The sequence below is a fragment of the Vreelandella titanicae BH1 genome (assembly GCF_000336575.1).
GTDB lineage: Bacteria > Pseudomonadota > Gammaproteobacteria > Pseudomonadales > Halomonadaceae > Vreelandella > Vreelandella titanicae.
On sequence record NZ_AOPO01000018.1, the window covers coordinates 59,668 to 74,446 of the forward strand.

13 protein-coding genes and 1 tRNA gene are annotated in these 14,779 nt (G+C 56.5%); 4 read left to right on the plus strand and 10 right to left on the minus strand.

The genetic code is table 11. From position 1 onward, the window contains the following. Positions 1–2 precede the first annotated feature (2 nt). Genes HALTITAN_RS21460 through HALTITAN_RS21470 form a run of 3 tightly spaced genes read right to left on the minus strand, consistent with a single transcriptional unit; the run spans position 3 to position 2,322 of the window. Positions 3–503: a TRAP transporter small permease gene (locus HALTITAN_RS21460; protein ID WP_009288348.1), complete on the minus strand. Its 501-nt coding sequence runs from the start codon at positions 501–503 to the stop codon at positions 3–5. Next, positions 500–1,129: a TetR/AcrR family transcriptional regulator gene (locus HALTITAN_RS21465; protein WP_039860497.1), complete on the minus strand. Its 630-nt coding sequence runs from the start codon at positions 1,127–1,129 to the stop codon at positions 500–502. Before HALTITAN_RS21465 ends, HALTITAN_RS21460 begins: the two co-directional genes overlap by 4 nt. Before the next feature lie 56 nt (positions 1,130–1,185). Next, positions 1,186–2,322, minus strand: coding sequence for a C4-dicarboxylate TRAP transporter substrate-binding protein (locus HALTITAN_RS21470; protein WP_009288349.1), 1,137 nt, complete (start codon positions 2,320–2,322; stop codon positions 1,186–1,188). Between the two features lie 174 nt (positions 2,323–2,496). Between HALTITAN_RS21470 and HALTITAN_RS21475 the strand changes: the two genes are divergently transcribed. Beyond that, positions 2,497–3,219: an AzlC family ABC transporter permease gene (locus HALTITAN_RS21475; protein ID WP_009288350.1), complete on the plus strand. Its 723-nt coding sequence runs from the start codon at positions 2,497–2,499 to the stop codon at positions 3,217–3,219. Further along, positions 3,216–3,527 (plus strand): AzlD family protein, encoded by a 312-nt coding sequence (locus tag HALTITAN_RS21480; protein ID WP_039860500.1) that lies wholly within the window; start codon positions 3,216–3,218, stop codon positions 3,525–3,527. The genes HALTITAN_RS21475 and HALTITAN_RS21480 overlap by 4 nt, the downstream gene beginning before the upstream one ends. A gap of 110 nt (positions 3,528–3,637) precedes the next feature. Here HALTITAN_RS21480 and HALTITAN_RS21485 read toward each other — a convergent pair. After that, positions 3,638–3,714, minus strand: a tRNA-Ile gene (locus tag HALTITAN_RS21485). 112 nt (positions 3,715–3,826) lie between these two features. Between HALTITAN_RS21485 and HALTITAN_RS21490 the strand changes: the two genes are divergently transcribed. After that, on the plus strand, positions 3,827–4,417 hold the full coding sequence (locus HALTITAN_RS21490; protein WP_009288351.1) for a hypothetical protein: 591 nt from the start codon (positions 3,827–3,829) through the stop codon (positions 4,415–4,417). 17 nt (positions 4,418–4,434) lie between these two features. Here HALTITAN_RS21490 and HALTITAN_RS21495 read toward each other — a convergent pair whose 3' ends face one another. The 5 genes from HALTITAN_RS21495 to HALTITAN_RS21515 all read right to left on the minus strand — a co-directional run bounded on the left by HALTITAN_RS21495 (position 4,435) and on the right by HALTITAN_RS21515 (position 10,224). Next, entirely contained in the window at positions 4,435–6,267 is a 1,833-nt protein-coding gene (locus HALTITAN_RS21495) for an ABC transporter ATP-binding protein (RefSeq protein WP_009288352.1), read from the minus strand. Between the two features lie 87 nt (positions 6,268–6,354). Next, a complete protein-coding gene (locus tag HALTITAN_RS21500) occupies positions 6,355–7,170 on the minus strand; it encodes an ABC transporter ATP-binding protein (RefSeq protein ID WP_039860503.1) in 816 nt (271 codons plus the stop codon). Next, positions 7,167–8,264, minus strand: a complete 1,098-nt coding sequence (locus tag HALTITAN_RS21505; RefSeq protein ID WP_051052179.1) for a FecCD family ABC transporter permease — start codon at positions 8,262–8,264, stop codon at positions 7,167–7,169. The genes HALTITAN_RS21500 and HALTITAN_RS21505 overlap by 4 nt, the downstream gene beginning before the upstream one ends. Positions 8,265–8,302: 38 nt before the next feature. After that, positions 8,303–9,271 (minus strand): FecCD family ABC transporter permease, encoded by a 969-nt coding sequence (locus HALTITAN_RS21510; protein ID WP_039860507.1) that lies wholly within the window; start codon positions 9,269–9,271, stop codon positions 8,303–8,305. Between the two features lie 53 nt (positions 9,272–9,324). Beyond that, entirely contained in the window at positions 9,325–10,224 is a 900-nt protein-coding gene (locus tag HALTITAN_RS21515; RefSeq protein WP_411572292.1) for an ABC transporter substrate-binding protein, read from the minus strand. Between the two features lie 302 nt (positions 10,225–10,526). Between HALTITAN_RS21515 and HALTITAN_RS21520 the strand changes: the two genes are divergently transcribed. Continuing rightward, a complete protein-coding gene (locus HALTITAN_RS21520) occupies positions 10,527–12,659 on the plus strand; it encodes a TonB-dependent receptor domain-containing protein (RefSeq protein ID WP_009288353.1) in 2,133 nt (710 codons plus the stop codon). A gap of 154 nt (positions 12,660–12,813) precedes the next feature. Here HALTITAN_RS21520 and HALTITAN_RS21525 read toward each other — a convergent pair whose 3' ends face one another. After that, the gene (locus tag HALTITAN_RS21525) at positions 12,814–14,778 is read right to left on the minus strand and encodes a ligand-gated channel protein (protein ID WP_039860508.1); all 1,965 of its coding nucleotides are present in this window, start codon (positions 14,776–14,778) and stop codon (positions 12,814–12,816) included. Position 14,779 lies beyond the last annotated feature (1 nt).

Genomic DNA, 14,779 nt, shown 5'->3' on the forward strand with positions numbered 1-14,779 from the left:
TCCTACAGGGCTTGGCGTTGTTGCAGCGCCTTAATCATGTTGGCGAGGATGGCCAGGCACATAGCTGCAAAGCCAACCGGTAACGCCCAACGACTGGGCCATAGATAGAAGGTGAAATTGGCCATGGCCGTTTCCATTCGAACCGTAGCGCGAACGGCATCTAGATAGCTCTGGTAGCAGAGCATGCCGAAATAGAGGAACCCAAGGGTGCTGGCAAATAGGTAAAGCGTTAGTTGGGCAATAGGCGGAAGCCTTCCCACCAGCACATCCACGCTGATGTGTTCCCGCTGAAGCTCCACATAGGCGAGAGGCAGAAAGACGACGGCGACCATGTAGTAAAAAGAGACAAACTCCAAGGTGCCGGTAAACGACTTTCCGAATAAGTAGCGCAGCCCAACATCGAGTGAGACATGCAGTGCCATAAGCACCAGAAAGAGGGCCGCCAGCACCATGGCACTTTTGGCAACCCACTGGCTCAGTGATTCGAAGTGTTTGGCCATCATGCGGGCTCACTCCTCTGCGTATCCGGGGCAGAAAAGCCCAGTTCTAACAGGGTCTCTTTCCAGAACAGCAGCATATCGCGGTAGAGTTCGGGGTCATCTCGCCAGATGCTTTGCGCCCCCATACCCCGCATCATGCACAAGGTGGCATTCAGGGCGACGCGATTCTGATGTGAAGTGTGCTTGGAACTGGCGACTAACTGCTCCCAAATCTGCTCCAAAGAGTCATTGAACTTTGCTGCCAGCGGTATCAGCACTTTCATGATATCGGGGTCGGTTCGCGCATTAGTGAGGTATTCGAGAGTCACCATATAAAGGTCACCCTTGAAGTGCTCATGCAGCGCTTTAAGCAGGCTGTCAAAGTTAAGCTCACCCGCTTTAACCTTTACGGCCATCTCCCTTACGCTTTCCACTTCGCGACTAAGCAAGTCCTCAAGCGCCGCCTGCATCAATAATGTCTTAGAGGGGTAATGGTGAACTAAAGCGCCACGGGAAACGCCCGCCAGACGTGCAACATCTACCGTTGAAGTGGCACGAATGCCCTTCTCGAGAATGCATTCGATAGTCGCTTGCGTCACCCGAGCCTGGGTTTGGCGTGAGCGTTCTTCTTGATTCTGTCGCTTCGTCATAGCGAACCCTTATTTGGCCTAGGCCGCCTCAATGCGGCGGCCTCAATGTTGCAGCGTTAATAGATTCCGTAGTCAGCAGGAAGCTTATTGTAGATCTCTTCCATGGCCAGTTCGGCCAGTGCCTCTTCGTCCTCGCGATCAACCTCGCTGATTAAGGCATCCCACTTTTCGTAGGTCGCGATAAAATCATCAATCAGCGCCTCTGGGTCTTCAACGCCGTACTCATCACGAGCCTTATCGTAGACATTGGCCAAGGCCTCATCGCGGAAAGCCTCCACGGAAGCCATCAGATCATCTTCGGGCTCGTAGATATTGTTGCCGTGGGAGGCGGCTTCTTCCAGTGCGGCTTCAGAAGCGCCCAGATACTGGACAATCATGCGGGTCATTGCCTTGGCAGTCGCTTCTTTGAAGACATTACGTTCCTCATCGTTGAGGCTAGCCCAGAAGCCCGAATTGAAGCCCCACTGAGGGCCAGACCAATACATGCCGGTAGGCAGCAACGTGGTGTGCTCGGCAACCTCCCACAATGACCGGTCAATCAAGTCGTTAGCCGCATTAGAGGCGCAGTCCAACGAGCCACGATCGAGGCCGCTATACATCTCACTGGAAGGCACATTGACGGGCGTTCCCCCGGCTTGCTCGACCCAGGCAGAAACAGTCGAGCCAGCCGTTCGAATACGCTTACCGCGTAGCTCTTCCAGATTGCGGACTGGTTCGCGGCAGAACAGCACATAGGAAGGCGTGTTATAGGCGCCCAGGTAGACAATATCCAGCTCCTCCCACTCGGCTAGCTGAGTGGGATTATTAAGGCTGAAGTCTGTCACCGCCAGTATGCCAATCAGCGGGTCATCATAGTTAAACCCTAACTCCTGCACGGCATTCGCGACTGGCATTTCAGAAGGCGTGTAGATAGCCGCATGGTGAGCAACCTGAACCACGTTATCCTGGATACCCTGCAGGTTAGCCCGTGGTGCCAACAGTACGGTGCCGGTATAAACCTCGGGTTGCAGTTCGCCGTTCGAGAGTTCCTTGACCATTTCTGCCCACTCGATGTAACCGTAACGGGAGTGGGGATGTTGTTGGTCGTAGAACGAATTGGCAATAAAGGAAGTTGCGGCATGGGCCGAAGAAGCAACAACAGGCAAGACCAGCGCTCCAACGGCGAGTGTCAGCGTATTACGAGTGAAGTTCATATAGTTTCCTGGGCCGATTTAATCGGCTGTTTTTTTCTGTTGTATTGTTTCATCTTGTTGACACGTCACCAGCTGTGGCGCGTGCACATAATTCAATCTAGACTTCAAATAATAAAAAAACAAGCAGGTCTGTTTGTTTTTGATACGACCTGCTTCGCATAGAAAGGTTAAGCAATGAAAATAAAAGAAAATCCTACTCGGCTGGATATTGCGGGTACCTGGCGAGGGATTCGCATGATGCTGCCTTTAGCGGTTTTTACGATCGCGTTTGGATTGGCGTTTGGCGTAGCCGCCGTGCACCAAGGGTTGGCCGGCTGGGAAGCGATGCTAATGAGCCTGTTTGTCTTCGCGGCTCCATCGCAATTTGCTGCCCTAGAGATGTGGCATTCGCCTCTGCCACTGCTTGCTCTGGCAGCGGTCACACTCGCGATTCATACCCGGCATATGCTAATGAGTGCGGCGCTCTATCCCTGGCTCAAGGCGTTACCTCAACGCCAGCAATTCGCTATGGTGATTCTGCTAACCGACTCCAACTGGGCAATGGCGCTGGGAGAGTATCAGCGCGGCGAGCGAAACCTGGGCATTCTTCTAGGTGGCGGGATAGCGCTATGGGGAGCCTGGGTCGCGGGCACCGCAATAGGGTTAGCCTTTGGCGGAGGCATTACCGAGCCTGAACGCTTCGGCCTTGATGTGATCATGCTGTGCTTTCTGTTGATGATCGTTGTAGGTGGAAACCCAAGAGCGGCAATGGCCCTACCCTGGCTGGCAGCAGCGGCTAGTGCATTAATGGCGTACTGGTGGTTGCCGCCTTACCTACATGTGATGGTGGGTGCCATTACTGGTGGCGTGGTGGCCGTATTATTACCCGGGCGCTGGTTAAGGGAAAGCGCCTCATGAGCTCATCACCCGTGTGGCAGTCGTTGATAGCTATCATGCTAATGGTGGTAATTGCTTATGGCTCCAGAGTGCTGGGGCTGCTAATCATGTCGCGTGTGCCGCTAAGTCCACGCGTGCGGCGATTCGTCGATGCCATGTCTAGCTCAGTCCTGATTGCCGTTATTACGCCTATCATCGTGCATGGTGACGGCGGCGTTCGGCTCGCGGCCATTGCCGCTGGCACGGTGGCGGTAGTATTGAGAAGCCCGCTGGTATCGATTGCCATGGGTATGCTTTGCGCTGCGGGTTGGCGCTGGTGGGTTGGGTAATATTGGGGGACTTGAAAGTTTTAGACGTGCGCAGGGCGTAACTAGAATCAGATATACAGCAGCTCCAGGGACTAATTACTCCCTGCTTTTGAAATAGGTAAATATAGAAATGGTGGGCCCAGTAGGACTTGAACCTACGACCAAGGGATTATGAGTCCCCTGCTCTAACCAACTGAGCTATAGGCCCGAAAAGCGTGCATATCATAGCGAATGTGGCCGGGTGAGGCTAGCCCCTTTGCGCTATCTTGATGTCATTACGGCACTTTATGTGGATTGGGCAGTCTGGTGAGTAGTTCTTTATGCGGAGACGCGCTGTGAAAGCATTGATTGCTCTATTCCCCTTATTGTTGGCGCTGCCCGTGCACGCTGACTGGCAGCTTGATCCTGGCCAGTCGCGGGTTCAGGCATCGATTACTCAGTTGAACGGCGAAACACCGCAAACGCATCACCATCAAGTGCGCGATCTACAGGGAGATATCTCCAGTGATGGCACCCTGCGCTTGCCGTTAAAACTTAGCCAAACGGATGTGCTGGAACGCTTTGGTGAGCTGCCACCTTGGATAGGCTTGCTGGCGAACACCACCTTGGTGACGCTAGAGGCGCAAATGCCGCCAGAGCGGTTGGACGGTTTGGATATTGGCGAATCCCTGGTGGAGACGCTGACATTTAGCGTTCAATCAGACATGGTAAACCAACAGGAATCCGTGCCGCTGCGGTTTACTCGTGAAGGCTTGAACGAGATACGCGTAACCCACGCGGAGCCCATGGCGATGGATGGCCGAGCGCTGATGGCCAACAGCACGGTGCGCACCGTGATGTCATTACTAGGCTACCAGGAGATTGACGAGCATGTGCCCGTCACCCTCAATGCGCTCCTGGTTAATAGGTAATAGTTAATCGGTAGTCGTTAAAGGCTACTAACTGCTTCCACATCCCCCGCCTGGGCTTCGCCGGTTTGTACCCGCCACTGGGCGGCGTAGTGGCCGTTCGCTGCCAATAGGCTGGAATGGGTGCCGCGCTCGGCCACTTGGCCTTTCTCGATCACTACGATCTCATCGGCATGCACGATGGTAGAAAGCCGGTGGGCAATCATAATCACCGTGCGGCCATGGGCGATGCGCTTAAGCGAGCGCTGGATGGCCGCTTCGGTTTCGTTGTCCACCGCGCTGGTGGCTTCATCCAGCACCAAAATAGGCGGGTCTTTAAGCAGCGCCCGCGCTAAGGAAAGCCGCTGGCGTTGGCCGCCAGAAAGCCGCACGCCCCGCTCCCCTACCGGCGTATCTAACCCTAGGGGCAACGTCTCGATAAAGCTCCACGCCTCGGCGGTTTTGGCAGCGTCGATAATTTCAGCTTCATCCGCCTCGGGCTTACCGTAGGCGATATTGTCGCGAATGCTGCCTTCAAACAGGTAAACATCCTGGCTGACCAGGCCAATCGACTGGCGTAGTGAGTTCATGCTGACGTCGGTAATCGGCTGGCCATCGATGAATACCCGCCCGTTTTCCGGGTCGTAAAAGCGCAGCAGTAGCTTGATCAGGGTCGATTTGCCCGAGCCGGTCGCGCCTACTAATGCCAGAGTGTTGCCTGCAGGTGCGTGTAAATGAATGTTTTCCACGCCAACGCCACTGGTGGCGTAGTGAAAGCTCACATTGTCGATGGTCACTTCGCCGCGCACCGGCTGAGCGAGCGGAGTGGTGCTATCGTCTTTAACGGTAATCGGCACTTCAAGTAGATCGAGAATCCGCCGCGTGCTGGCCATGGCGCGCTCGAACAGGTCGATCACCTGCGCCAGACCGGTGAGCGGCCAGAGCAGCCGCTGCGTCAGGAATACCAACACACCGTACGCACCCACATTCAGCGAGCCGTTGAGCGCCATCATGCCGCCCACAGTAAAGGTGGCCAGAAAGCCCGCCAAAATCGCCATGCGGATCACTGGAATAAACGCGGAGCTAACCTTGATCGCCCTTCTGTTGGCGTCTACGTAGGCTTCGCTGGCCTCGCGCAGGCGTTCAGCTTCGCGGTCTTCGCTGGTAAAGCTTTTAATCGTTGCGATACCGCTTAGGTTGTTGGATAAACGGCTGGCTAAATCGCCCACCTTTTCACGCACGTCGCTGTAGAGCGGCCCAGCTTTACGCTGGAAGAAGAACGCGCCCCAAATGATCAGCGGAATCGGTGTAAACGCCAGCAGCGCAATCAGCGGCGAAAGCACAAAGAATACCGCGCCAATCACCACCACCGTCACCACTACCTGAACCATCGCGTTGGCGCCACCGTCCAGAAAGCGCTCGAGCTGATTAACGTCGTCGTTCATGGTGGCCACGAGCTGGCCGGAGCTTCTTGATTCAAAGAACGCCATATCCAACCGCTGAGCATGCTCATAGGTATCCTGGCGCATATCCGCTTGTAAACGTTGGGCTAAGTTGCGCCATAGGATTTGAAACAGGTACTCAAACAGTGACTCCCCCGCCCAGATAACAAACGTCAGCACCGCTAGCATGGTGATCTGCTGTTGAGGCGTTTCAAACCCCAGGCTGGCCACAAAGCTCTGCTCTTGGTTGACCACTACATCAATGGCGACACCAATCAGAATTTCTGGGGCGATATCAAACAGCTTATTGATAATCGAGCAGGCGGTGGCGGCAATGATGCGCCGACGATAGCCTTTGGCGTAGCGGAGTAGCCGCACCAGGGCTTGAAAGCTCTGATTCTTAGAACGGGGCGGAGAAGGAGCCACGAGCATTCCTTACTGAGGTGGTTGTAGGCCAATTAGGTAGGCGCTAGCGTAATGAATTCACGGCGAAGGCTCAACGCGTTAATGCTTGGGGAGTTAAGCAGGCGCCGGGGAGCGGCGCACATTGGCCAGCAACGGGCTGCCGGTATCTGGGTCGGTGAGTAGCGTGCACTCTACTTGATAGAGCGTTCGCACCAGGTCAGGCGTAACCACCGTAGCCGGAGCCCCAGCCGCGATAATCTGACCTTCGCGCATGGCGATGAGATGGTCAGCGTAGCGGCAGGCGCTGGCGAGATCGTGCAGCACCATCACCACGGTACGGCCGTGGTGAGCAAGATGCTTCACCAGCTCGAACACTTCTATCTGGTGGCCCAGATCCAGCGCGGAGGTGGGTTCATCCAGCAGCAGCAGCGGGGTTTGTTGGGCGATAGTCATGGCGATCCAGGCGCGCTGACGCTGGCCACCGGAGAGCGCATCAATCGGTCTGTCAGCGAGTTGTTCAAGCCCTGCCGCCGCTAGCGCGTGCTGCACCACGCGCTGGTCTTCTGCTGACCACTGGCGCAGCCAGCCTTGGTGGGGCTGGCGACCAAAACGAATCAGCTCGGTCACAGTGAGCCCCTCCGGTGCGACGGCCTCCTGGGGCAGTAGCGCCAGTTGAGTGGCCAACTGGCGCGTAGGCAGGCGCTGAATATCGGCGCCATCAAGCAATACAGCACCGCTATCAGGTTTGTGTAAACGAGCAAGCCCGGCCAACAACGTCGATTTTCCGCAGCCGTTAGGGCCCACAATGGCGGTCACTTGGCCGCTGGGCAGGGTGATATCCAAGCCATCGATCACCTGCCGGGTGCCATAACTCATGCCGAGCGACTGCGTGGCAAGAGACGGCATGCTGGGTGTTGGAGATTGGCTCATGTGAAGCTCCGTTGCGGGCGCATTAATATCCAAAGTAACCAGGGCCCGCCGACCACGGCGGTAACGATACCGACGGGAATCTCGATAGGCGCCAGCAGCGTACGCCCGGCCAAATCGGCGAGTACCATCACCAACGCCCCCGCCAGGGTGGCCGCCAAAACAGGCACGCTGCGCGAACTCGCAAGCGACCGGGCAATCTCCGGCCCAATCAACCCCACCATGCCCACCGGCCCGGCAACAGCGACCGCCAACCCCGTCAAGGCGACAGATAGCAGCAGCACTTCCAACCGGCGTCGCTTGACGTTCACGCCTAGCCCACTAGCGGTAGCATCCTTAAAACGCAGTAGCGTTAGCGAACGGGCTAACGCCATGGCAGTGGCCAGCCCTAACACCAACCCGAGCATGAGTAATTGCAGTGCGCCGCTGGGGCGGGCACTGAGCGACCCCACCGTCCATGGGTAAGCGGCATTGGCGGTATCAATGGCGACTCGCGCCAGCATCAACTGAGTTATCGCGCCAAACACCGCGCCCACGCCAATCCCCGCCACGATAAAGCGATAGCCCTGGGTGCCGTTGCCCGCGGCGAGCCCGAAGGTGAGTACCGCAGCGGTGGTTGCCCCTGCTAACGCCATGGCAGGCGGCGCAATGGAAACACCAAGGCCTACAATGGATGCCACTGCAAACGCTGTCGCGCCATTATCAATGCCGATAATACCCGGCGTTGCCAAGCGATTGCGGGCCAGGGTTTGCATCAGAATGCCCGCTAACGCGAAGGCCGCCCCGGTACTAGCGGCTGCGGCCAAACGCGGCAAGCGTAGCTCCTGCACTACAAAGCTCGCCATTATATCTGCGTTGCCAAACAGTGCCTGCAGCACCGCCGTTGGCGCGACCTTAACGCTGCCCAGACTTAGGTAAATGACGCTGGCAAGCAGTAACGCGCCAAACAGACCCAGGTTAACGACCACCGCACGCTGTTCAAACAACAGGCTGTTCGCACCGTTCCCGCTTCGCCAGGCGAATCGCCAGTAACCTTGCGGTGGCGGTACGTTGTTATTGCCGTCCGCGCGGAACTGGTCTTCCGGGGAGAAAGGCATAGACGAGCTTTTTATCTGCGTGGTTTTCATTAGCGAATTCACAGCATCGGTAGGCGGCGTGCACGAACAACCGCTATCAGTACAGGTGCGCCGCACAGCGCAGTGAGTACGCCCAACGGTAGTTCCGATGGAGCAACCACCACCCGAGAGATGATATCGGCCGCGAGGACGATCAGCGGCCCGATGGGCAGACAAAACCATAGCGTGCGACGAATATCAGGCCCGGCAAAAGCCCGTGCGACAAACGGCACCACCAACCCAACAAAGGCAATAGGCCCGGCGATAGCGGTGGCAGCACCCACCAACAGCGCCACGCAGGCGATGACCAACCAACGAATGAGGTTGGGGTGGTGGCCCAAACCAGAGGCCACTCGTTCGCCTAGTGCCAGGGCAGCTAACGGCCGAGCAATCAGCGCAACCATCACTGACGCGACCAGCATACTGGGCAGCACGGCAAGCAGGTCGTCCAAGCGGCGGCCTGCCAAGCTGCCAATCACCCAGAAACGAATTTCATCAGCGGCACGCTGGTCGTAAAGCAGTATCAATGAGGTTAATGACGCCAACAGGCCAGAGAACGCAGCCCCGGCAAGCACGAGCCGGACGGGGTCGTTACCCACACCGCGAAAGCGCGCCACGCTCAATACGCACACGCAGCCCACCAGCGCACCTAACTGCGCGACTGAAATGCGTAACGTGGCGGCGCTGGCACCCAGCACTAAGGCCAGCGCCACGGCAAATGCCGCCCCCGCGCTAACCCCTAAAAGCCCCGGTTCAGCCAGCGGGTTGCGTGCCACCGCTTGCAACAGGGCACCAGCAACGCCTAATGCCATGCCCACGACAATACCAATCAAGGTGCGCGGTGCGCGCAGTTCCCAGACGATGAAGCGTGCTTCACTGTCCTGGGCACCGCTCAGTAGCGCCAGGGCCCTACCCGGGCCAACGCTACCCGCACCGATTAATAGACTAACGAGACTCACCGCCACAAGGGCGGTGAGAAGTAGCAGCATTAACGTACGGGGAGTAGCACGCCTAACGTTAGGCGTTGCAAAACGTGGAACCGTCACGGCAACAGCGCTGCCTCTATATCGTCAAGAATCGCCTGGGCGGCCAACGGGCCATTGGCACTTGTCCATAGTTGACCATCCACCGGCACTACGTGCTCTTGCTGTACTACGTTTAGGCGCGTAAAGGCGCTGCTCTGCTTGGCTGCGTCCACCGCCGCTTGACCATCTTCGTTGAGCGTTGCCAGAAATAGCCAGTCACCGTCCACTTGGGAAAGGTTTTCCAGGCTGAGCACATCGCTATGCACACCGCGCTCGCCGACCAGGCCAGCGTCCTGAACATCCAGGCCCGCCTGGGCTAACAAACCTGCAGAGAAAAGGTTTTCCGACATCACCATGGGGCCACCGGGCATCCAGCGCACCAAGAAGGCGCTCCCCCCCACACTGGCCTCTTCCACTGCCTTAGCGACCTCGGCGGCGCGTTGTTCAACGGCCTCAATCGCTTCTGCAATGGCAGCTTGGCGATTGAGCGCTTCGCCGTAAAGGCGGGCTTCTGCTTTCCAATTATCCGGCGCCAGTGGCTGGGTCGGTGGCACCACCGTGGGCGCAATACGTGACAGCAGTTGATACTGCTCATCAGAGAGCTGGGCGGGTGCCAAAATCAGATCCGGCTGCTGCGCCAGCACGGCCTCGATATTGATCTCACGCACCACGCCCATAATCGCCGGCGGGTTTTCACCAAGATGCGCTTCAATGTAGCTTGCCACGTTGTCGCCACCACGCGTAGTCACAGCGCCTAGCGGGTTCACGCCTGCCGCTACGGCAGCGTCCAAAGCGCCTTCGTAGAGTGTTACGACGCGCTCTGGGGTTCCCTCAACGTCTACGTCGCCAAAGGCGGTTTCCAGCGTGCGCGCTTGCGCAGTGCCTGCCACAAAAATACTTAGCAATACGCCGACCATACCTAAACGCCCGCTCTTAGCGAGGATGGCGGCCATTGATGTCGTTTTAACCAGCATAAGTTTCTCTCAATACGGTACCTTGGCAAGGATAATAACGATTCTCAAAAGCGCTTGCACTACTATTCCAGCGAATGGCGTGTTCCATTTCCTGCAACTCCTCCACCCCCTCACTGTTTCAGTATGCGCAACGTAACGTTCCTCAATCATTCCCTCGCGTTTGGGAACTTTTCTTTTTAGACTCCCGCCTTTATTTGATAATTAATATCATTGGCTAATAATTATCGTAACCAAGAGGGAATGACATGCCACGCTTTACTCGCTCTGTTCTGGCTAGCGCCGTCACGTTTGCTGTTTCTGCAGGCACAGCCACCGCTCAAGAAGATCAACAGCTGGACAATATCGTTGTCTCGGCCAGCGGGTTTGAACAGGCGATGGTCGATGCCCCCGCCAGCATTTCGGTGATCTCCCGCGAGGAGCTTTCGCGCCAACGGGTTACCAGTATTGCTGATGCCCTGCGCAACGTTGAGGGGGTGGATGTCGGCGGCTCAGTGGGCAAAACCGGTGGTAGCAACATTAGTATCCGTGGCATGCCCAGCGACTACACGCTGATCCTGATTGACGGCCGCCGCCAGAATACTGCCGGTAGCGTGACGCCCAACGGCTTTGGCGAAACGTCCACCAGCTTCTTTCCGCCCATTTCCAGCATTGAGCGTATTGAAGTTATTCGTGGGCCGATGTCGACACTGTATGGCTCTGACGCCATGGGCGGGGTAATCAACATTATTACCCGTCGGGTTGGCCGCGAGTGGACTGGCTCTATCGGGGTCGAAAACACCTTTAACGAAGATCGTGATTTTGGCGATCGGCGCGAGATCAACCTGTATACCAGTGGCCCTTTGGTGGAAGATACCCTTGGCCTGCAACTGCGCGGGCGGGTTTATGAGCGCGATGCTTCTGAACTCACCTACACCGACGGTGACGGCAATCCTATTGAGGTTAGCCAGCGCGGCCCCAGCCCGGTGGAAGGCGATACCTACAACATCGGCGGCAAGCTAACCTGGACACCCTCTGATAGCCATGACCTGTGGCTAGATGGTGAAGTCAATCGTCAGCGCTATAACAACGATGAGTGCCAGCTAGGCACCCTGGATGGCCGCACCCGCAGCTGCGCGCCCGACCCTGGCAGCGCCACCGGCTATTCGGATGAACTCCGTTTTGAGCGCGAGCAAATCGCCATTGGCCACACCGGACGTTTTGCCTCGGGTACGTTGGAATCCAGCCTGATGCGCAATACCACCGAAACCAAAGGACGCACGATTCCTGGTGATGTGGGCGTCGCTTACGAAGGCTTTCCCAGCATTGTCGGCGGTGCGCCGCGGGAGCTGGAAACCACCAATACCGTGCTCGACAGCAAATTCATCATGCCGCTAGACAACCATATGGCCACCGTGGGTATGCAGTGGTGGGATGCCGAGCTTGACGACGGCTTGGCCGGTGAGACCTTTGCCCAAACCACCTGGTCGCTATTTGCGGAAGATGAGTGGCTACTACGGGACGATTTGGCCCTGACCCTAGGTGGCCGTTACGATCACCACGATGCCTTTGGCAGCCAGTTCAGCCCGCGCGGCTACTTGGTGTGGAACACGACGCCCAACTGGACATTAAAAGGTGGCGTGAGCCGCGGCTATAAAACGCCCACGCTTAATGATTTGCACGATGGCATCAACGGCGTCACCGGCCAAGGCACCGTGCTGACCATTGGTAACCCGGATCTTGAGCCTGAAACCAGCACTAGTAGCGAGATCGGCGCCCATTACGATAACCAGCAAGGCTTTACCGCCAGCGCCACACTGTTCCATAACCAGTTTGACGATAAGATTGCCAGCGGCAGCGATATCTTGGTGGAAAACGACCCGCTGATTCCTGACGGCCTGTATAGCCAGGATATCAATATCGATGAAGCGATCACCCAAGGGGTTGAGCTCTCTACTGGCTACCAGTTCGCTCCCAATTGGCGCGTCAACGCCAATTACACCTACACCGATAGCGAACAGAAGAGTGGCGATAACAAGGGCGAGCCGCTGACAGATACCCCGGAACACGCCATTAACGCCACCCTGCGCTGGCAGACAACGGCAAAGCTGGATACCTGGCTCTCCGCTGAGTACCGCAGCGAACGCTACCGTAACCGCGAAAGCGTCCGCGGTGCCCCCTCGTTTGATGACCTGGGCGACTTTAAAGCCTATTCGCTGTTTCACTTGGGCGGTAATTACGCGGTCACCGATCAGCTTAATCTGAGCGCGACGATCTATAACCTGTTTGACAAAGACTTTGTCGACTACCGCGCCTACGGCGATGGCTCCAGCTTTGGCAACGTTTACGCCAATAGCGAAGAAGGTCGCCGTTTGTGGCTATCCGCCCGCTACGAGTTCTAATCAATTTCAGCTCGCTACTGTTTCAATGCTGATTTCTGCCCCGGCCATGCGCTGGGGCTTTTTTGCTGACTCTCCTCTCCTTGCCTAGCAGCCAAAAAAGCGGCTATCGCTGGATAGCCGCTGCTGTACTGCGTTTATAACGGGAACCTAGCGTTTAGAAGGCGACGTTGAGACCTAACCAAACCCGGCGGCCATCTTCCACATAGCCGTACTCATCGTAGTCAATCGCTTCGTCGAACAGGTTGTAGATACCCGCGTTCAGTTGAGTCGATTCATTTAGCTGGTAGCCAATACCTGCATCTACAAAGGTGTAGGAAGGGGCCACGATGGAGCTTTGCGAAGGGCCGGTAGTCGGTTGGCTCTCTTCGCCGCGGTAAGTGACTTTTGTCCATTGACTCAACTTGGCAGAGACTTGCCAATCTAACGAGGCGGATACCTGGTGCTTAGGCAGCTGTGTTAACGGCTCGCCTGCATACTCACCGCTTTTTTGCTCGCTATCGGTATAGGTGTAGCTGGCCGTTAGCTCAACGGTATCGGTTAACGGCGCAGCCACACTCGCCTCTACGCCCTGAGTCACCGCTTCATCCACGTTGACGCGGTAAGTCGGGTCGCTACCATAATCGTTAGCGCCATCCGTACAGATATCGATGGGGCAAGCAATGCGCGTAATTTTATCGTCAAAGTCGTTATGGAATACCGTGACGCTGCCATTCAAGCCAGAGTCGTTGGCATAAAGCAGGGCCAGCTCTTTATTGAGCGAGGTCTCTGGCTCAAGGTCAGGATTACCGTAAATATTGCCACCACGGCTGACCTGTCCCCAGTCGGGAGTAATCTCGCGCAGGTTAGGCGCTCGATAACCGGTTGAAACGCCGCCTTTCAACGTCCAATCAGGCGTCATATTCCACACGCTGTAAAGACGCGGGCTTAAATGACTACCGTAATTGTCGTCATCATCAACACGTAAACCGCCGGTCAATGCCCAGGAATCGGTAAGCATCCACTCATCTTCAACAAAGAGTGCCCATTGGCTATTCTCAATCTCACTGCGATCAGAACCAGGCAATTGATTCGTCGTACTATCGTCAAGCGACTCTTCCTCGTAGTTAGCGCCTACCGTCACCATATGCATGCCTAGCGGAATGACCGCGCTGGTTTTGGCGGTGGTGTTGGTGATTTCAATATCCCGCGATTTATTTTCGCTGCGCTCACGCTGCAGGTAGGTTTCGCTGGTACCCCAATCGAAGCGGCCACTGTGGGTTAGCGCAACGTGCTGATGGGTATAGTCATTGAAGCTATCCTCACAACCACCGCGACAGCCCTCTGATGGCGCCGAGTTGCCCATCAGCGATTCGCGCTCCTGCTCCGTGATACCGGCCTCAAACGTGAAGTCGTGTTTTTTTGATGCGGCAAGGCTAAATCGTGCGGTAAGGCTTTGTAGGCTTTTATCTTCATAGCCGTTGAGGATATTGTCTTCATCGCGCTGAGAGGCGCGACCATAGAGCTGAAGACCTAAACGATCCCCTACCAGCGGGCCACTGAGGTAAAAATTAGCCTGACGGCTATCGCCGGAGTCGCTGTCTTCCTGAAGCACGGTGTCGAGTTGAACATTACCGTGCCACTCCTGCGCAACCTTGCGGGTAATCACGTTAATTACCCCGCCGATGGCATCGGAGCCGTAGAGCGTCGACATTGGCCCACGCACTACTTCAATGCGCTCGATAGCCTGTAGCGGTGGCAGCCAGTCTTGCTCAAACCCGGCGCTACCATTGGGTCGGGACTCGCGGGAATTCTGCGGGCGTCCGTCCACCAAGATAAGCGTGTACTGGGAAGGCATACCACGAATGGAGATATCTTGACCGTTATCCCCAGCGCCCCCGCCAGTAATAATCACACCGGGCACGTCACGCAGCGCATCGGTGACACTTTGATAGTGGCCCCGCTCTAACTCTTCCCGGGAAACCACGCTGATAGAGGCAGGCGCATGGGTAATCTGCTGTTCAAACCCCGACGCAGTGACCACCATATCGTCTAAACGGGGTGCTTCTTGTGCCCATAATGCGCTACTGGCAAGGGAAGAGATGGCGCTGGCCAGCAGCGTTCGGCGCAAACAGGGAGACATA